This is a genomic window from Shewanella sp. 10B (assembly GCF_023475885.1).
GTDB classification, from domain to species: Bacteria; Pseudomonadota; Gammaproteobacteria; order Enterobacterales; family Shewanellaceae; genus Shewanella; species Shewanella mangrovisoli.
This window is the reverse complement of the sequence record NZ_JAMDJO010000002.1, coordinates 732412-751237: the sequence shown is the minus strand read 5'-3', so window position 1 is coordinate 751237 and position 18826 is coordinate 732412. Positions and strand designations below refer to the sequence as shown.

Sequence of the window (18826 nt, the reverse complement as noted above, 5' to 3'; positions counted from 1 at the left end):
CATTGTTTTTAAAAGCGTTTATTGAATTTGTTTATGCGATGTGAAATTAGCATTGACTTCATTAGGGGTTTATTGCTACTTTTTTCGTCCCTTTCCGGCGGAAAGGAACAGAAGAGGAGCGTTAACTAGGTAGTCAGTCAGAGGAGCACAAACTCCAGCGATGATTGATGAGGGAGATTAACGCCGAGGCATAGATGTGGTTGCTGCATGTTTATGTCGGTCGCTTAGGCTGAATCCTAACGATTGTCACCTGTAATTGGTGGAGAGCTTCTGGTGACGATTGCTGTTTCCCTTCTATTGGGGTGCGTATCATTGAGCACCAGGCTCTTCGAACGAAGTTGGTTCGGAGCGTAATCATGTTAGTTAATCAAGATCTTATCCTAGTTTGTGCCGTGTCTTCTGCTTCTGCGGAGGTACGATAATGTCTCTTGTTGTCGCAAAATTTGGTGGTACCTCAGTTGCAGATTACGGTGCAATGAATCGTTGCGCCGATATCGTACTGGGCAATCCCGATTGCCGTTTAGTAGTGGTTAGTGCCTCCAGTGGCGTGACTAACCTTTTGGTTGAGCTCACCCAAGAGTCGATGAACGACGATGGTCGTTTACAGCGCTTAAAGCAAATTGCGCAAATTCAATACGCTATCTTAGATAAACTGGGTCGTCCCAACGATGTAGCCGCGGCATTGGATAAGCTGTTAAGCCGTATGGCGGTATTGAGCGAAGCGCTGGCCTCCCAGCGCAGCAAGGCCACCATGGATGAGTTATTGTCCCTTGGCGAGCAGTGTTCGTCGGCATTATTTGCGGCGGTATTACGGGAAAAAGGCGCTAACTCGAGTGCCTTCGATGTGCGCCGTGTGCTGCGCACCGACAGTCATTTTGGCCGCGCCGAACCACAGGTTGAGCAAATTGCGCTTCTCTCGTCTGAGCATTTACTGCCGCTGTTATCTGAACAAGTGATTGTGACTCAAGGCTTTATTGGTTCTGATGAGGCGGGACAAACCACCACGCTTGGCCGTGGCGGTAGTGATTATTCTGCGGCACTGTTAGCCGAAGCCTTAAAAGCCTCCGCGGTTGAGATTTGGACCGATGTGGCCGGGATTTACACGACCGATCCTCGCCTTGCGCCAAACGCCCATCCTATAGCCGAAATCAGTTTTAACGAAGCCGCCGAAATGGCGACTTTCGGTGCTAAAGTGCTGCACCCAGCGACGATTCTGCCTGCGGTGCGCCAACAAATTCAAGTGTTTGTCGGCTCAAGTAAGGAGCCTGAAAAGGGCGGGACTTGGATCCGCCATCAGGTTGAAGATGCGCCCGTGTTTCGCGCGGTTGCGCTGCGCCGCGACCAAACGCTACTCAATTTACACAGTCTGCAAATGTTGCATGCACAGGGCTTCTTGGCTGAAACCTTTGCTACACTGGCAAGGCATAAAATCAGTGTGGATTTAATTACCACCTCCGAAGTTAACGTATCCCTGACCCTAGATAAAACTGGCTCTGATTCGAGCGGCCAGGGGCTATTGAGCGAAGCGCTGCTGCAGGAATTATCACAGCATTGCCGCGTGCGTGTTGAAGATGGTTTAGCACTGGTGGCGATTATCGGTAACCGCATTGCCACCACTGCGGGCATTTGCCGCCGGGTGTTTGAAGTGCTTGAGCCCCACAATGTGCGCATGATCTGCCAAGGCGCAAGCCCGCATAACTTGTGCGTATTGGTAGCCGAATCAGAAGCGGCGCAAGTGGTTAAAGCCCTGCACGAAAACCTGTTCGAAGGTGCGTAATATGCAACCGACTGCATCGTCTTTAACCATTGGGGAGCTTGCCGCAGGGCAAGCACTCACCCTGCCGATTTACCACTTTAAGCCAAGTGGCCAAGTCGCTGGCCCTAAAGTGTATATTCAGGCCAATGTCCACGGCGCTGAGGTGCAGGGCAATGCGGTGATTTTCCAATTGATGAAGCAGCTCGAACGCTGCGACATCTTAGGGGAAATCACCTTAGTGCCCTTAGCGAATCCGCTGGGGATAAATCAAAAGAGTGGAGAGTTTACGCTGGGGCGTTTTGACCCTATCACAGGGGCAAACTGGAACCGCGAGTACTTAAATCACTCGATTGATTTACCCGCTTGGTACCGTGAGCATGCTGAGCTGAGCGATAGCGCGCTTATCCAAGCTTACCGCAGCACTTTAGTCGAGGCGTGTCAGCAGCGTTTACGCAATGAGTGGGGCGTGACGACTGGTCACAGATTAGCGGTTAACCTGCAGGCCATGGCCCACGAGGCGGATATAGTATTGGATCTGCATACCGGGCCTAAATCCTGTAAACACTTGTATTGCCCTGAATATGACCTTACAGCGGCGCAGTATTTCTCGATTCCTTACACCTTAGTGATCCCCAATAGTTTTGGCGGGGCTATGGATGAAGCGGCATTTTGCCCTTGGTGGCAATTGAGTGAAGTCGCTAAAGCACAAGGGCGGGATCTCGAGATCGCCGTTTCGGCCTTTACCTTGGAACTTGCGAGCCAAGAACGCATTTGCCTTGAGGATGCTTTAGTCGATGCTAAGGGGATTTTGGCCTATTTGAGTCATCGTGGGGTGATCGCCGAGCGAGTCGCACCCGCAAAGATACCGCGTTTTGGCTGTTATCTTAAGGATTACAAAAAGTACCATGCGCCTATGGCGGGATTGGTGGAATATGTGGCGCCCGTGGGAGAACTGCTGGCGGCGGGTGAGACCTTAGTCAATCTGCTGCGCCTTGACTTATATGGCAGTGAGCGGGAGCTAACGGCGCTAAGCTTGCCGCAGGATTGTGTGCCCATACTCCATTTTGCTTCGGCGTCCGTGCATCAAGGCACAGAGCTGTATAAAGTCATGACGAATCTATTTGAGTTGCCGCAGTAACGGCAATCCACAAAACAAAACGCCAATCCTGTGATTGGCGTTTTTTATTTCAGTCTACAACCACTTAAAGCGATAGAAGAGCGCCATTTGCAGGGCGACCAGCGAGATAAGAATGCCGCAGAAGGTCGCAAAGGCCCAGGTGTTATCCGCACCGGGAATACCACCAATATTCACCCCAAGCAAGCCGGTTAAAAAGCCCAGCGGTAAGAAGATTGCTGAGACTAAGGATAAGAAATACAAGCGCTTGTTTAGCTGCTCCGATTGTTGGCTGAGTAATTCTTCCTGGGTCACATTGGCTCGGTCACGCAGGGCGTCTAAGTCTTCAATGGTGCGGATCAGTTTGTCCGTGGTTTCACGCATCTTGAGTCTTTCGGGCTCGTTAAATAGGACAAACTGATCGGACAGCATCTTAGCGTAAGCTTCTTTCTGCGGGCCTAAATAACGGCGCAGCGCCACGGTTTGCCTGCGTAACTCGGCGATATCTGTGCGTAAGTCTTTTACATTGCCAGAGACCACTTGTTCTTCTAACTCAGACAGCTGCTCTTCGAGGGTGTCGATAAAATCCACTTTACGGGTGGTGAGTCTTTCGCATACGGCGACGATAAAGTCCCCTGTGGTGGTGGGGCCTGCGCCTTCCATGATGAGTTCGGCAACATCTTTGACTGAGAGCAGCTCACGATCGCAGGTTGAGATAATCCGCTGTTTATCGGCGTAAATACGCACCGCGACCATGTCTTCTGGGGCTGAATTGGGGTTTAAGTTTACGCCGCGCAGGGCCAGCAAAACGCCTTCACCAGCCAGTACTGCCCGCGGACGGGTATCCTGAGCGAGCAGGGCATCGCTTTCGACTTTATTCAAGCCGCTATTTAATACCCAGTGGCGGGCTTTTTTGTGGCGATAACGTAGGTGTATCCAGATCAGCCCATCCTTGGGATCCCAGTTTTCAAGCTCTTCTGGGGTTAAGGTTGACCCCGCGCGCGCGCCGCTAAGCACTAAGCTGTAGATAAATCCATCGTGCATATCGCATTCCATCTCTTGCTAAATCATGGACTCAAGCTAACTGATTTCGTTGTGAAAATGAAGTCTAGGCGATGATTGTGCTGACAATTGCAGCCCTTGGTGGGGCTAAATTGCTGGCCAAGCAAGTTACGATGAAATAGATTAAAATTAGCCATAGTTGTAATGCATTGAGAAGATAAAATGGAATATGAATTTCGGCGTAACAGTTTGACGGGCACTTATTTAGCCAGCTTTAGTATGGACCATGAAGTGCTGGGCCAATGGTTTTCGGAAGAGTTGGGGCCAGAGTTAGCCAAAATTCAACAAGTGCTCGATATTATCAAAGAAATTCAAGCGGGTAAGCGTGATTCTTGGCGGTTAATCGGCGGTGATCTCACCCTAGATCTGGATGAAGAACAGGCGCGCATTTATGCCAATGCCTTAGGGTTTGAGCAAGAGTATGAACTCGAGGAGTCGATGTCCCTCTACGATGCGGAATCGGAAGCCTATTGTGGATTAGAAGATTTAGAGGAAGCTCTGCTAAGTTGGTATGAGTTTGTGCAAAAAGGGCGATAGCACAAATTTCTATTCCAGCAGACAATAAAGGCAATCGATTGATTGCCTTTGTTTTTTAGCTTAGTGCTGAATCACTCGATTTGAAGCGTTAGTTGTTCAGATACCTTACCGCCATTTCGGTTCTCGACTTGGCATTGGCCTTACGCAGCAGATTTTTAACGTGCACTTTTACCGTGCCTTCACTGATATGTAAGTGCTCTGAAATCATTCGGTTACTTAATCCTTCCGCCAGCTGTTGCAGGATCTGTAGTTCCCTTGGCGTGAGGCTTGAAATCCATTCCTGCTCATCGGCGGCATTTTTAAGCTCGTACAGATATTCTTCGACCTCATCGCTGATCACTCTGTGGCCCAACATGGCATTTTTGAGCTTATCGAGCAGCAGATCCGGCTCGGTATCTTTCAGCAAATATCCATCGGCGCCCGCGCGTAGCAGTCGAATCACATCTTGTTTGGCATCCGACACTGTGAGGATCACTATCCTTGAGGTGACGCCTTCCTGGCGCATAGCGTTGAGGGTATCGAGTCCTGTCATTCCCTTCATATTCAGATCGAGCAGTACAATATCGGGCTCATCGGTGGCAACGGCGCTTAGGGCGTCTAAGCCTCCGCCGACTTCGCCGAAGAGACTAAAATCCGGATCGGAGGCGATCAGTTGGCAGATCCCTTTACGTAGGAGGGGATGGTCATCGACCACGAGGACTGAATAAGGTTTACCCATGTGTAGGCTCCTGTTGGGAAGGGAAGATTAAAGTAACTTTGGTTCCCTGTGACAAATTGGATTTGTTATTAGACGCTAAGGGCACATCCGGTTGTTCTTGGTCTAGTTGTTCAGTAATTCCCTTGCTATTAGTGTGCGTATCATTGCTACTAAATACAACAGTACCGGCTAATTTACTGGCACGCTCATGCATGATCCCTATGCCAAAGTGTTGATCCCGCTCCTTTAGATAGCCAATTCCTATACCGTTATCGCTCACACTGATATTGACCATGCCATTGTCATCTTTATAACAGCGAATATTGATCTGGCTGGCATTGGCATGTTTTATCGCGTTGAGTGTAGCCTCACGGGTGATCTGCAGAATATGAATATGTTGCTTCGCCTCGAGCCATTGGGGCGAGAGTTTGTAATCGAGATGGATCTTGATATCGGTATTGGCCCTAAGCTGTTCTAGCATGGCTTCCATCGCGTTCTTCAGATTCGGTTCTTTGATGGTTAATCTGAAGGTGGATAATAACTCCCTAAGCTGTACATAGGCTGTACTGACGCCTTCATTGATTTCCGTCAGTTGCCCCTCGATCGCAGGGCTGCGGCAACTATGATCTAAGTTCTTGCGCAGCAAGCTAATTTGGATTTTGAGGAAGGACAGTACCTGGCCGAGGGAGTCGTGTAATTCCCTAGCGATAACGCCGCGTTCTTCCATCAAGGCCAGTTGCTGGCGTTGCTCGGTGGCGTTATGGATGACGATGGAGCGAGTGAGCATTATGGCGAAGTTTTTAAACAGCGGTGTATTCGTATCCTGCGCTGAAATAAGCTCTAAGTAACCTAAATCGGCCTGCTCAAATTGCAGTGGGAAGCGGGTGCTGTTTTGGGTATCTTCTGGCCAGCCACCATCGGCTTCAACCACTTCTAACTCTTGCTCTGGGTACTGAATAATGAGCCGTAAATAGTCGATAGACTCATAATCTTTTAATTGATTTAACGCCGCTCTAAGTGCCTTGTAATCGAGTTTATTCGCGTTAAGCGTCAATAGGTTATCGTATAAAAACGCGAGTTCATTATTTGCCCTAGTGAGCGCGAGAGTCTTTTCGGCCACTTGGGATTCTAAGTTACCATACAGGGTCGCGAGCTCGCGGGCGGTTTTTTGCAGCGCGTGGGTCAGGGCGGTGAGCTCAATATATTCGGTCTCGGGCATTTCTATCTCGAAGTTACCCTTTGAAATGGTGTTGGCTGATTCCATTAACTGCTGTAAGGGGACAACAACTTTTCGTTTGGTAAAACGTACCGCTAAAAAGGCGATGGCGAGCATCAGCCCAAGCCCAAAGATCTGGCTCGCGGCAAGCAGGCGCAGCTTAAAGGCGGCGTGGTGCTCCATTTCTAACACCAATAAATCAATGGTATCGACAAAGTCCTTGAGCGAGGCGGCGTAGTCGCGGGAGTTTTCCTGCTCTATGTAGTACTTCATCACCAGCCATTTATCGATGACGAGCTGATACTGATCGGCGATCTTTTTCGGGCTAAGCCAACCCGTGGAAGGTTGCAATGCCTCGGAGTGCAAGGTGTTTTCAAACTCGGCAATCTTCTCTTGGGCGGCGTCACTACCCGAATTGGCATAAAACATCAGCCGGTAACTTTGCATCCGCAGTGAACCCGAGGCGTTGATGGCCTTTGCATCGCCTAAACTGTAAGACAAATTGATGATTGCGAAGATGGCCAAGCTGCTAGAAAGCAAAATCAGTACTAACATTAAACCCAAAATTTTAGAGGTAAGGCTGCCTCGTTTCATATGTCCATTACCTAATATATGGGCCATTGATTTAATGGCACTTTAGTCGTGTTTTACATTAGAAAATAATGTACTACACTAACGAAAACATAAAAGTGTGAACAACAACACTATTACATTTTGATCTAGCGCAAACTTCGTTCTAGATACCCCCTAAGAGGTATGTCTTTGGAGGGTTTAAGCCACTAACTTTGGCCTTGGAGATGTCGTGATTTATTAAAATAATGCAACACGGAGATGAGATGATGAAGAAGATGACAGGTAAGTCCTTTGCACTCAGTGCATTGGTAGCCGCGAGCTTCATGGCGGCGGGTGCGATGGCGAGTGATAAGACCGAGCCTCGCAATGAAGTTTATAAAGATAAGTTTGCTAATCAATATAATAGCTGGCATGACACCGCAAAAAGCGAAGAGATCACTGACGCATTAGCGGGTGATCCAAGCTTAGTGATCCTGTGGGCTGGTTATGGTTTTGCTAAAGACTACAACGCACCTCGCGGCCATATGTATGCCGTGACTGACGTACGCAACACGCTGCGTACTGGCGCACCAACTAATGCTGAAGACGGCCCAATGCCAATGGCCTGTTGGAGCTGTAAGAGCCCTGACGTACCACGCCTGATCGAAGAACAAGGTGAAGACGGTTACTTCAAAGGTAAGTGGGCTAAAGGTGGTCCAGAAGTCGTCAACACTATCGGTTGTAGCGACTGCCACGAAAAAGGCACCCCAAAACTACGCATTTCACGTCCATTCGCTGAGCGCGCAATGGAAACTATCGGCACACCATTCGACAAAGCTTCGAAGAAAGACAAGCAATCTATGGTTTGCGGTCAGTGCCACGTTGAATACTATTTCGAGAAGAAAGAAGATAGAAAGAACTTCGTAAAATTCCCTTGGGATTCAGGTACTACTGTTGAACAAATGGAAGCTTACTACGATGCTATCGAGTTCTCTGACTGGACTCATGCGCTGTCTAAAACGCCAATGCTGAAGGCACAACACCCTGGTTATGAAACCTGGAAACTGGGTGTACACGGTAAGAACGATGTGAGCTGTGTTGACTGCCACATGCCTAAAGTGACTAACGACAAAGGCCGTAAGTACACAGATCATAAAGTGGGTAATCCATTCGATCGCTTTGAAGAAACCTGTGCAACTTGCCATAGCCAAAGCAAAGAGTTCTTACAAGGCATCACTAAAGAGCGTTATGCCAAAGTGAAAGAGTTAAAAGCTCGCGCTGAAGGTCAATTAGTGAAAGCACACTTCGAAGCGGCTAAAGCGTGGGAAGTGGGTGCAACTGAAGCCGAAATGAAGCCAATTCTGACTGACATCCGCCACGCTCAATGGCGTTGGGACTTCGCGATTGCTTCCCATGGTGTTGCGGCTCACGCGCCTGAAGAAGCACTGCGTATCCTAGGTACTGCGGTTGATAAAGCGGCCGATGCCCGTGTGAAATTAGCCCAATTACTGGCGAAGAAAGGCGTGACTGACGCGGTTGCTATTCCTGATATCTCTACCAAAGCTAAGGCTCAAGCTGCACTGGGTATGGACATGGACAAGATGAATGCAGAGAAAGAAGCATTCAAGAAAGACGTGTTACCTAAGTGGGATGAAGAAGCTAAAAAACGCGAAGCAACTTACAAGTAAACATCCTTGATATGAGCTAACCCCTCATAGCAAAGCCCCCGCAATTTAGGTTGCGGGGGCTTTTTATTTTAACGGCCGATTTGTTTGTTCGGGCTTATTCAAGCTAGATGCTTGTTTGTTTGGTATTAACAAGGCATGACGGCATCAAGTCACAGTGCTTTCTTTTACAAAATCAATTTAAGCCTCTGGCTTGCGGATAAAATCCCGCTCAAACTGCGCTGGCGTCATGGGTTTGCCATAGAGATAGCCTTGGCCTAAATCGCATTCTTCACTGCGGATAAAACTGTCCTGATGGGTGTTTTCTACTCCCTCGGCAATCACCTTCAGTTTGAGTTTTTTACCTATGGCGATAATGGCCTTAGTTAACTCCCTGTCCTGCTGGCTGTTTTCGAGCTTACTGATAAAGCAGCGGTCGATTTTTAAGGTATCGAAGGAATACTTTTGCAGATAGCTTAGGGAAGAGTAGCCGGTGCCAAAATCATCGAGTGAGATGCGGATCCCCAGTTCCTGCAATTGTTGAATGGCGTTATGGGCTAAGTGCTCGTCCTGCAATAGCATTCCTTCGGTGATCTCGAGCTCCAGTGCCGTGGCAGGTAATTGGTAAAGGGTTAGTAGCTCGGCAATATGTTCGGCAAAGCGGGGATTACGCATTTGCACGGGGGAGATATTGATAGCGATTTTAAAGTCCCGCTGCAGTATTCGGCACCAGTCGGCGGCTTGTTTAATGGCGCTGTGGAGCACAAAGTTACCTATCTCCATGATTTGCCCATTACGTTCGGCCAAGGCGATAAATCGGTCGGGGGGAACTTGCCCTAGCACGGGATTGTGCCAACGCAGCAAGGCTTCTGCGCCAATCACTTTGTGAGTTTTCAACTCGATAAAGGGCTGATATTGCAGGCTCAGTTCGTTTTTTTGCAGTGCATCAACTAAGTGGGACTCGAGTTGATAACGCTGGCTCAGCGCCGTTTGGGTATCTTGATTAAAAAAGCTATAGGGTGTGCCCTCGGCCTTACTAATGGTCATGGCGGCACCTGCCTTTTGGAGCAGGATTGCAGCATCAATACCGTCGCTTGGTGCCTGGGCTATGCCGATTGACGAGGGAATAGTGATCACAAAGTCGGCGATACCAAAGGGCGAATTGCAGCAGTTGATGATCTGATTAAGCACTTTATTCGTTTCGCGTTGCGAGGGCTTATGGGCTTGCACTAGCACAAACTCCGCCCCCGCAATTCGGGCAATAAAGGTATGGCCGTCAGTGCAATGCTGCAAGCGCTGGCTCAAGATTGTGAGTATCTTATCGCCGATAAGATAGCCGTAGCTGTCATTAATGGATTTAAAGTTACGTAGCCCTAAGTAAAACACTGAGATTTTTTCTTTACGATTAATCTCTTCCAGCATATTCGCTAGGGTATTGATGAGATTGATTCTGTTGGGTAACCCCGTCAGCGGATCGTAGCTTTTATGATACTCAAGTGAGCTTTCGGTCGTAGTACGGGTTTCTATTTCACGGATTAACTTGGCGCTGAGTTCTGCCAGTTCATGGGTGCGTTGCTGCACTTTCTGTTCGAGTTGTTGGTTATGGAGCTGCAACTTAGCCTGTTGGAACAGAGTGATCAGATTTGTTTCGATAGCATTTTGAAATCGTGCCAATAAACTGCGGAACTGCTGGCTGTAGTTGCGCTCCTTACTGTCGAGCATACAAATGGTGCCGAAGGTGCTGTTATCGGGCCAATGCAAGGGCAGCCCACAATAGGCAATCATCCCCAGTTTTATGTCGGGATTTTTATCCCAATCGGCATCCTTCAAAGCGTTGGGGATGTGGAGCTCTCGACATTCTTTCATCACGGTTTCGCAATACAGGCCATGGCCTAAATGCTCTTTATCGTGGGGCTTGTAGGGATTTCCCTGACTATGGCTTGAGGCAAATACTTCAATCTCGGTAGGGTGAACACGCATGATAAGCGCGGCCGGTGTATCCACTATCTCGGAGAGTAGATCTAAGGTTTGTTGCCAATTCTCTAGCATCTCAGGCGGCACGGTAATCTTGCCTGTATCAATAGCGATATCCGCGAATAAACGTTCTTTTTGAGATTGTTGGAGGGCAAACTTGTAGGGCATTTGAGGCTCATCCAAAAAGCACTTTGTTATTTATACACTATAGCCTTTTTCTTCGTTCTCGAGTTTACCACCACGATTAAGTTTGCTTTACTTTGTAAAGTTTATGTTAATTTTTGTGTTTTAATTTCCTTAAGCTTTTGATAAGAATTCGCCCGTAGTCTGGTGCTGGGTATTTTGGCGAGTGGATAACTAAGTGCATCACACTATGAAAAGTAATGTTAGGACGACATTTTTCAGCTTCGCAAAGGGACATTTGCTTGCACCTTGGCTTGTGTTTGCGGTGATTATTTTTTGGCTCGAACTGACCCATGCCGATATGCGATTCGCCAGCTTGTTATTTCACTGGCAGGGTGGGGTCGATTCTTGGCCTTTGCGTGGCCATTGGTTGACTGAAAACCTATTGCATGTCACTGGACGCAATCTGGTTATTTTGCTCGCGGTGGTTGTTGTAAGCTGTATTGGCTTAAGCTTTCGCGTCGACAAGTTGCGCCCTTATCGTAAAGGTTTTATCTATTTGTTTTGCAGTGTGCTGGCCAGCGTGGTTTTAGTGCGCCTTGGTAAGAGTCTTACCCATATGACTTGTCCCTGGGATGTGCTTGAGTTTGGTGGTCGCATGATGCACTCATCCCTATTTGCTCGTTTGCCAGAGGGCGCCGAGTTTGGTCAGTGTTTCCCCGGTGGACATTCGAGCGGCGGTTTTGCTTGGGTAGCAAGCTATTATGTGCTTAAGGAATACCGCCCACAGTATGCTAAGGCTGGCTTAATCTTCGGCATTGTTTTAGGTGCGGTGTTTGGTTTTGCGCAGGAGCTTCGTGGTGCCCATTTCTTAAGCCATGATTTATGGAGCTTGGCCATCGCTTGGACATCCGCTAGCTTGCTCTACTATGGCTTCTTCCTGCGTGTACCCAAGGTTAACAAGATTAAAGTCGCCAACAAAATCAGTATTATCAGTACTAAAGAAGCCATCTCTAAGTGATGGCTTATCCCTTAAGCCATTCTGAGGCGGACGCTTAGAAGCGAAACTCAAAGCGGATATCGCCTCGGCGAAGGCGTTGTCTTTCGTCGAGGAGATGGTTTTTCTCGTTCAATAGGGCGTTCTTTTGCTTTAGCAGTTCGGCTTTATCGGTGAGGTTGTTTAGCTTGTTGTTGATGCTACTGATCTCGCTATCGATAGCATTTAAGCGGTCGGCAATTTCGGCTAGACGTTTATTCACCAGATACTGCTCGTGTCCTTGGTTATAACGCTCAACAAACTGATTGTTGTTACAAACGCCATAGTAATTCTCCCCAGCTAAACCTACGCGATAGCCATTTTCGGGCAGACAATAGCTGATAAGTCCCTGCTGATATCCCTGTTGCCACTGGGCTGCATCCACTCTGAGATTAAACTCACGACAATCCTGCTGATACTGATTGAGCTGGCTCGCGTTAGCGCCCCGATTACCGTCGGCTAAACCCGTGGCGTACCAATCATTATCTCGACATTCCTCGAGTGAGAGGCTAGTGCATTGGGTGAGGGAGAGGGCGGTAAGAGCCAAAGCAAAATTAAGGTAGCGCATTCTAAAATCTGACAAGTCACAAAATGGCATCAGCATAAAGCCTAGGGAAGGGGAGAGCTAGCGCTATATTTCGCCGCGAATACGGTTAGCTGGCGCAGAATTCAGGGCGACTTTTCCTATCTGAGTCACAACTTACTTGCAGTGATAATGCTAAGGCATTGAGTTAATGTTAGTTTTACTTTTCAGTATCTTGTGTTGGAAATCCTTATGTTGGCTCCACTGCCGCCATCAGATAGTTCGCCCTTGGGGGCAAAACGGTCTGCGCCGCACATGGCGACGACTTCGACGTCTTCTAAAGAGGTGCAAGCAGAACTTAAAAAAGGCACTGAACCTCAAGAGTCGAGTGATAACAATACTCCGACAGAGGTCGGCGCCCTGCAATCTTTCGCCCATGGCGCGCTTGGTTTAGCAGAACCTAAGACCCCTGAATCTCTTTGTGCTCCCGAAACTCCGCCTCAAGAGGGGACCCAAGGCTACTACAAAGCCGGGCAATTGCTGAAAGTCGCTGCAACCGTGGGCAGTGTGATAGCGCTCTTTGTATAAATCACAATGGATATGAGTCTCTTGTTGCTTGAGTCAATCGAAGCGCTCGTTAAGCCAAGGTACAGGCAATAGAGGGGAATTTTCAGCAGCTTTACTGACTTTAATTCCACTACGTTTTGCTATTGTGTTCCTGCGCGAGGTGCTTTAGTTTTTACTGAAGTCAGGTATCTTTAACTGAATCTTTTTATCTATCCTCTTTATAAGGCTGCTTTTATATGAAGATTTGCCCGGCACATTCCATCTTACGCCTAAGTAAGGTATAAGGTCGGTATGAAAACTCCTAAACGAATCCAACCTCTGGTTGATGAAGGGCTGGTTGACGAAGTCATTAGCCAACTGATGAGCGGTAAAGAGGCTACAGTGTACGTGGTACGCTGTGGTGAGGATATTCGCTGCGCCAAGGTATATAAGGAAGCGGAGAAACGCAGTTTTAAGCAGGCGGTGGTATACCAAGAGGGACGTAAGGTCCGTAATAGCCGCCGCGCTAGGGCGATGGAGAAAGGCTCTAAGTTTGGCCGCGAACAGATGGAAGAAGCTTGGCAGAGCGCCGAGGTCGATGCGCTGTTTCGTTTAGCCGATGCGGGAGTCAGAGTGCCTACGCCCTTTGGCTGTTTCGATGGCGTATTGTTGATGGAACTCGTCACCGACAGCGAAGGCCATGTCGCGCCCCGTTTGAATGATGTGAGCTTTAGTGCCGAGCAAGCCATCCACGACCATGGGTTAGTGATGACCTATGTTAAACGTATGCTCTGCGCAGGTTTAGTCCATGGCGACTTATCCGAATTTAACGTCCTAGTGGATGCTAATGGCCCGGTGATTATCGATTTACCTCAGGCCGTCGATGCCGCAGCCAACAACCATGCTAAATGGATGCTAGAGCGTGATGTTAATAACATGACGCAATATTACGGTCAGTACGCCCCCGAGCTACTCAAGACTCAATATGCTAAAGAAATGTGGGCGCTGTTTGAGGCGGGACAATTAAAAGCGGATACGCCGCTCACGGGTAAATTTACCGAAGTATTAGTCGATGCCGATGTGAATTCTGTATTGGATGAAATCCAAGCCGCCTATGATGAGGCGCAGGAGCGTAAGCTGCGACTTCAAGAGGCTAACGAAAACTATTAGCTGACATCCCAATAAAAAAGACGCTTATAAGCGTCTTTTTATTGGAGAATATTATTAAGTTATTGATTTTGAATATCTCATATTGCCGTCCTTGGCATGGGCATTCAGCCCCTTCCTTTCCATTGACCACTTAATAAAAGGACAAGACCAAAGGGAGAAATATATTGATGGGTCACAGAGCCCTATCGACATATTAATCTTTGGGGGAGACAACTCCCTCGAGCCTTGCCGAAACCTTTGGTGTTGCAAGCAACACAGCCATCCGTGGCGCGCTATCCTAGCCTAGCGCTGGATCGTCATTGATCCGTGAATAAAAGGACAAGACCCAAGAGGGTAATATGTTCGTGACTTGGGGGAGCACAATTCACATATTTGATCTTTGGGGGAGATAACTCCCTCTAAAGCCTTGTCAAAACCTTTCCTTTGTTGCTATTGCATACCCTTTGAGCATTAAGTTGACAGAGCCGGATAGTAAACAGCACAGTTATTATTGTTATTTGTACGATTTATATCTTAGGTCGTTGGGGAGCGATAATAGATACCCATCCGACCCTGTCTAAACTGTTATTTATATCTAATTCAATTAATTGGATGACAAGGCCGGACGTAAAAGGGCGCTGTTATTATTGTTTTTAGCACAACTTTCATATCGCGTTAGACCTACAGGGCAATATGCAATGGGGTCCGGCCTTGTCGATAAGGGCACTGGCGAGGTCACCTCAACCTATAGTGCGTAATTCACTGTTTAGCTGTTTAATGCGTTTCTGCAATTGCGCTATTTCAGTCATTAACGCGGATTCCCTTTGCTGCGGTTGTTGTTCGCTTTCCCTTACCCATTGGTAAACCGCTTTAGCCGAAATACCGTACTGTCGTGCGACATCAGAGAGTAATCTGCCTTTAACTTTCACTTCAAAAATAACGTCTGGTTTAAGACTATGATTGGCGATTCCCATGGGCTATCCCTCTTACTCTATGATCTGTCTACTTGCTGGTTCTTTCGGTGTTTTCCTTGCTGATTAGTGACGCTGCTCTATATCCCACTGGCTATGTCCTAGGTGGCGCAGGGACAACCATTCGTGGCGACAATGACTAATAAGTTTCATCAGATGTTTCATCTCTTCCTCCTCAATCCGTTTTGGGATTGTGCTTCGATTACCATGCCTCACAACGGGCACTTAGATTAACGTCCATCGATGTCAAACAGCTTACTTAAGGTGTTGAGTGAGTCGCTTGAGCGCCTCTGCTCTTCTACCTATTTATTAGTATGTAAGATCCGTGCCAATTTTTTAAAATTTGTATTTTCATTTAAAATCATATGTTTATTAAAATGTTTCAAACGGTGACTTTTTTAAGTTATGTCTGAAACGGTGCAGCTTGCACTATTTCAGTGCTTTTACTCTAAATGTTGTGCAGATGATCTTGAGATGTTTACATTTAGTGTTATTTTCGATTAAATCAGTCATAAACTGAGCGATAAAGCGATTAAAGATTGTCTCAACAGAGAATGTTTATATACTGCGGTTTTTATGGTGTCTTTTGGCGACTTGCCACGCCCTTTGCCTTTTGGCGGGCAAATACCATCATCAATCATGTTATGAGGTCATAAATGATGAAGCCTTCTCTGATTAAATCTCTGCCGGCGTCAAAGCTGGCGATTGTCGTGGTTACCAGTGCCCTGATTGCCTCGGGTTGCTCGACTGTCAATCCCTATACCAACGAACAACAAACGGCGAAAGCGACGACTGGCGCCTTAATTGGTGCGGTTGCCGGTGCGGCCGTTGGGGTTGCGTCATCAAGTAAGAGTGACCGCGGTAAAGGTGCTTTAATTGGTGCAGCCTCTGGCGCCGCCGTCGGTGGTGGTATTGGCTATTACATGGATGTGCAAGAAACCAAACTGCGCCAACAATTGGCGTCGACAGGTGTGAGTGTAACCCGCGACGGTGACAATATTATTCTCAACATGCCAAACGAAGTGACCTTTGGTGTTGACCAAACTGAGCTGAGCGATGGCGCTAAGCGCGTATTGAACTCAGTAGCGCTGGTGGCCAAGGAGTACAGCAAGACTCAACTGAACGTATTAGGTTACACAGATAGCAGCGGCTCAGATGCTTACAACCTACGTTTATCACAAGTGCGTGCCAGCGAAGTGGGCAACTACCTGATGAGCAAAGGCGTCGCTTCTGCTCGGGTTAAATCGAAGGGCATGGGTGAGGCGAGTCCTATCGCATCGAATGCGAATGCCGCAGGTCGCGCCCAAAACCGTCGAGTGGAAATTGTGTTAACCCCAACGGGGCAATAATTTTCTATAAAATAAGAGTCGCCTACGGGCGACTTTTTACTATCAGCACTCGCTGATTCTTTGCATTAGGCAACAATTTTCCTTAGTGGACAATTTGTCCCGTCACCTAAAAGACTTAAGTGATCTTGGCCACAATCGTCCCGATTTGCATTTATCCGGCAGAGGTAATACTTGATCCGCTAAAGGTTTTGCCGTCATGTATGCACTAGGACATTTCTGTGTGAATGGAGAGTACAGCATGGCAAAACAAAGTTTAGTGTTCGCAATCAGTTTAGGGGCGACATTGATGGCGGGAATGGCACAAGGCGCAACAATGAGCTCTGAGGCAACTGCACCAATTGAACTCAGGGCCGCAGGCAGTTTAAAGGCGGCGATGAACGATATTATTGCTGCTTATCAGGCGAAATCAGATGCTAAGGTGGCAGCGCAGTATGCGCCTTCGGGCTTATTACTCAAGCGGATCCAAGAGGGTGAGCGAGTCGATATCTTCGCCTCGGCGAATATGAAACACCCGCAGGCCTTAGTCGATGCGGGAGTGGGTCAACAGGTGCAAATGTTTGCCCGTAACCAGCTCTGCGCCATTGCCCTGGCGGATGTGCCACTCACCAGTGCGAATTTATTAGATACCATGCTCGCGCCGCAAACTAAAGTCGGCACATCAACGCCAAAAGCCGATCCCGCGGGGGATTATGCTTGGGCCGTGTTTGCGAAAGCCGAGGCCTTAAAAGCCAATGCAAAAACCACATTAGAAACCAAAGCCTTGCAGCTAACGGGTGGGCCTGAAAGTGCTAAACCGCCGAAAGATCGTAATCCCTATGCTTGGGTGATGGAAAATAAGCAGGCGGACGTGTTCTTAACCTATTGCACCAATGCGGTGCTGGCACAAAAAGAAGTGCCAAGCCTCAAGATTGTCGATTTACCGCCTGAGCTAGCGGTCGGTGCCGACTATGGCTTATTGGTGTTAAAGGATGCCAATAATGCAGCTGCGCCTTTAGCCGAGTTTATTTTGTCTCCTGAGGGGCAAGCGATTTTAACGGGCTATGGTTTTCAGCCGCCTAAAAAATAGTGCTAATTGACTTATTAAAATGGCGCCCTATGGCGCCATTTTTGTTGTTCGTTTTAGCAGGTTGAGTACTAGTGCATTAAATACAGGGTCGCTAATCCTAAGAAGGCAAACAGGCCAATCACATCGGTGACTGTGGTGAGCACCATGCCGCCCGCTAACGCAGGATCCACTTTTAAGCGCTTTAAGATCAGCGGAATACTGGCGCCAGCCAGTCCTGCGACAGTCATATTGATAAGCATTGCGCCGCCAATCAGGCTGGCAAGCGCCATATCGTCTTTCCAAACTAATACCGCGATAAACACCAAAATCGACCACATGAGGCCGTTCAAAAAGCCAATGGCGAGTTCTTTGCCAATCAGCCAGCGGGCGTTACTCTGGCCAATATGACCCAAGGCAATCCCACGGATCACCAGTGCTAAGGTTTGATTGCCCGCGACTCCGCCCATGCTAGGGACAATCGTCATTAAAATCGCAATCGTGGCGAATTGTTCGATTGTGCCTTCAAACATATTGCTGACAGAGGCTGCCAGCAGGGCGGCAAACAGGTTAATCGTCAACCAGAGCGAGCGTCGGAAAGTGCTTTTCACTACAGGGGCGAAGGTATCTTCATCATCGTCCATCCCCGCCATCCCCATCATGGAGTGCTCGGCGTCTTCACGGATAACATCCACCACGTCATCGATGGTGATACGCCCGAGTAACTTGCCCTCACTATCGACCACGGGGGCGGACACCCAGTCATGGCGCTCGAACAGCTGTGCTACTTCGCTGTCGGACATGCCCACGGGAATGCTCTCGATATCGGTATCGATAATGCTGCTGATATGAGTATTGGGATCGCAGGTGAGCAGATCCGCAAGTTTGACGCCGCCGAGTACGCGATCGTGCTTATCCACCACGTATAAGGTGTCAGTGGTGTCGGGCAGGTTGCCCCGTTGGCGCAAATAACGCAGCACCACATCGATATTCACATCGGGCCTTAAGGTCACAGTATCTGTGTTCATTAGGCTGCCCGCGGTTTCATCGGGGTAGGAGAGCGCTTGCTCGACCCGCTGGCGGTTTTGCAGGCTCATAGACTGTAATACTTGCTTATAGACCGTATCTGGCAAGCTTCGCAGGATATAAGCGAGATCGTCCGTATCCATACTGGCGGTCGCCTTGGCTACCCGCTCAGGGCTCATGGCGCGGATCAGTGGATCTTTTAACTCTTCACTGAGTTCATCGAGAATATCCCCGAGCTGGTCTTGATCGATAAGTTGCCACAGCACTTGCCGCGCTTTAGGGGGCGAGGACTCTAAAATCAATGCGATATCCGACGCCGCCATGTTTTGCAGCATTTGCCTGACATGCACAAACATACCGCTATTGAGGGCATGGCTCAGTTGGTCGAGACGTTGTTCGACTTGTAAGCTGTCTGAGGCTTCTACAGGCATGTTTCCTCCAAGATGGCGACGGTGGATAGGGACGTTTGGCTGTTGAGGGCTTAAGCCA

Annotated in this window: 16 protein-coding genes and 1 riboswitch; of the genes, 9 read left to right on the top strand and 7 right to left on the bottom strand. The window is 48.4% G+C overall.

Going from position 1 to position 18826, the window contains the following annotated elements; genetic code table 11:
- The first annotated feature begins 103 nt into the window (after positions 1–103).
- Positions 104–278, top strand: a riboswitch (Lysine riboswitch).
- A 143-nt stretch (positions 279–421) separates the two neighbouring features.
- On the top strand, positions 422–1777 hold the full coding sequence (lysC, locus tag M0415_RS10900; protein ID WP_086901965.1) for a lysine-sensitive aspartokinase 3: 1356 nt from the start codon (positions 422–424) through the stop codon (positions 1775–1777).
- A 1-nt stretch (position 1778) separates the two neighbouring features.
- Positions 1779–2894 (top strand): succinylglutamate desuccinylase/aspartoacylase family protein, encoded by a 1116-nt coding sequence (locus tag M0415_RS10895; protein WP_249553675.1) that lies wholly within the window; start codon positions 1779–1781, stop codon positions 2892–2894.
- A 54-nt stretch (positions 2895–2948) separates the two neighbouring features.
- Here the strand turns inward: M0415_RS10895 and M0415_RS10890 are convergent, their stop codons facing one another.
- Positions 2949–3914 (bottom strand): zinc transporter ZntB, encoded by a 966-nt coding sequence (locus M0415_RS10890; RefSeq protein ID WP_220054659.1) that lies wholly within the window; start codon positions 3912–3914, stop codon positions 2949–2951.
- Positions 3915–4094: 180 nt separating this feature from the next.
- On the opposite strand from M0415_RS10890, the gene M0415_RS10885 reads away from it, so the two are divergent.
- Positions 4095–4469 (top strand): YacL family protein, encoded by a 375-nt coding sequence (locus M0415_RS10885; protein ID WP_011715834.1) that lies wholly within the window; start codon positions 4095–4097, stop codon positions 4467–4469.
- An 88-nt stretch (positions 4470–4557) separates the two neighbouring features.
- On the opposite strand, the gene M0415_RS10880 is transcribed toward M0415_RS10885, so the two are convergent.
- Both M0415_RS10880 and narQ read right to left on the bottom strand, forming a co-directional pair.
- Positions 4558–5187: a response regulator gene (locus M0415_RS10880; RefSeq protein ID WP_011621455.1), complete on the bottom strand. Its 630-nt coding sequence runs from the start codon at positions 5185–5187 to the stop codon at positions 4558–4560.
- Entirely contained in the window at positions 5180–6976 is a 1797-nt protein-coding gene (narQ, locus tag M0415_RS10875; RefSeq protein WP_011715835.1) for a nitrate/nitrite two-component system sensor histidine kinase NarQ, read from the bottom strand. The genes M0415_RS10880 and narQ overlap by 8 nt, the downstream gene beginning before the upstream one ends.
- A gap of 242 nt (positions 6977–7218) precedes the next feature.
- On the opposite strand from narQ, the gene nrfA reads away from it, so the two are divergent.
- On the top strand, positions 7219–8622 hold the full coding sequence (nrfA, locus tag M0415_RS10870) for an ammonia-forming nitrite reductase cytochrome c552 subunit (RefSeq protein ID WP_249553677.1): 1404 nt from the start codon (positions 7219–7221) through the stop codon (positions 8620–8622).
- Between the two features lie 177 nt (positions 8623–8799).
- Here nrfA and M0415_RS10865 read toward each other — a convergent pair whose 3' ends face one another.
- Positions 8800–10740, bottom strand: coding sequence for a bifunctional diguanylate cyclase/phosphodiesterase (locus tag M0415_RS10865; protein ID WP_249553679.1), 1941 nt, complete (start codon positions 10738–10740; stop codon positions 8800–8802).
- Between the two features lie 205 nt (positions 10741–10945).
- Here M0415_RS10865 and M0415_RS10860 point away from each other — a divergent pair, with 205 nt between their 5' ends.
- Entirely contained in the window at positions 10946–11716 is a 771-nt protein-coding gene (locus tag M0415_RS10860; protein ID WP_249553681.1) for a phosphatase PAP2 family protein, read from the top strand.
- A 34-nt stretch (positions 11717–11750) separates the two neighbouring features.
- Here the strand turns inward: M0415_RS10860 and M0415_RS10855 are convergent, their stop codons facing one another.
- The gene (locus M0415_RS10855; RefSeq protein WP_220057310.1) at positions 11751–12299 is read right to left on the bottom strand and encodes a DUF2799 domain-containing protein; all 549 of its coding nucleotides are present in this window, start codon (positions 12297–12299) and stop codon (positions 11751–11753) included.
- A 207-nt stretch (positions 12300–12506) separates the two neighbouring features.
- On the opposite strand from M0415_RS10855, the gene M0415_RS10850 reads away from it, so the two are divergent.
- Together M0415_RS10850 and M0415_RS10845 are read left to right on the top strand one after the other, a co-directional pair.
- The gene (locus M0415_RS10850) at positions 12507–12842 is read left to right on the top strand and encodes a hypothetical protein (RefSeq protein ID WP_249553683.1); all 336 of its coding nucleotides are present in this window, start codon (positions 12507–12509) and stop codon (positions 12840–12842) included.
- Between the two features lie 270 nt (positions 12843–13112).
- Entirely contained in the window at positions 13113–13970 is an 858-nt protein-coding gene (locus M0415_RS10845) for a PA4780 family RIO1-like protein kinase (RefSeq protein WP_011715841.1), read from the top strand.
- A 719-nt stretch (positions 13971–14689) separates the two neighbouring features.
- Here the strand turns inward: M0415_RS10845 and M0415_RS10840 are convergent.
- The gene (locus M0415_RS10840; protein ID WP_249553691.1) at positions 14690–14923 is read right to left on the bottom strand and encodes a transposase; all 234 of its coding nucleotides are present in this window, start codon (positions 14921–14923) and stop codon (positions 14690–14692) included.
- 653 nt (positions 14924–15576) lie between these two features.
- Between M0415_RS10840 and M0415_RS10835 the strand changes: the two genes are divergently transcribed.
- Together M0415_RS10835 and M0415_RS10830 are read left to right on the top strand one after the other, a co-directional pair.
- Positions 15577–16269: a YiaD family glycine zipper/OmpA-like lipoprotein gene (locus M0415_RS10835; RefSeq protein WP_220054667.1), complete on the top strand. Its 693-nt coding sequence runs from the start codon at positions 15577–15579 to the stop codon at positions 16267–16269.
- Positions 16270–16507: 238 nt separating this feature from the next.
- Positions 16508–17335 (top strand): molybdate ABC transporter substrate-binding protein, encoded by an 828-nt coding sequence (locus M0415_RS10830; RefSeq protein ID WP_249553692.1) that lies wholly within the window; start codon positions 16508–16510, stop codon positions 17333–17335.
- Positions 17336–17403: 68 nt separating this feature from the next.
- On the opposite strand, the gene mgtE is transcribed toward M0415_RS10830, so the two are convergent.
- Positions 17404–18768, bottom strand: a complete 1365-nt coding sequence (mgtE, locus tag M0415_RS10825; RefSeq protein WP_011627202.1) for a magnesium transporter — start codon at positions 18766–18768, stop codon at positions 17404–17406.
- Positions 18769–18826: the final 58 nt, after the last annotated feature.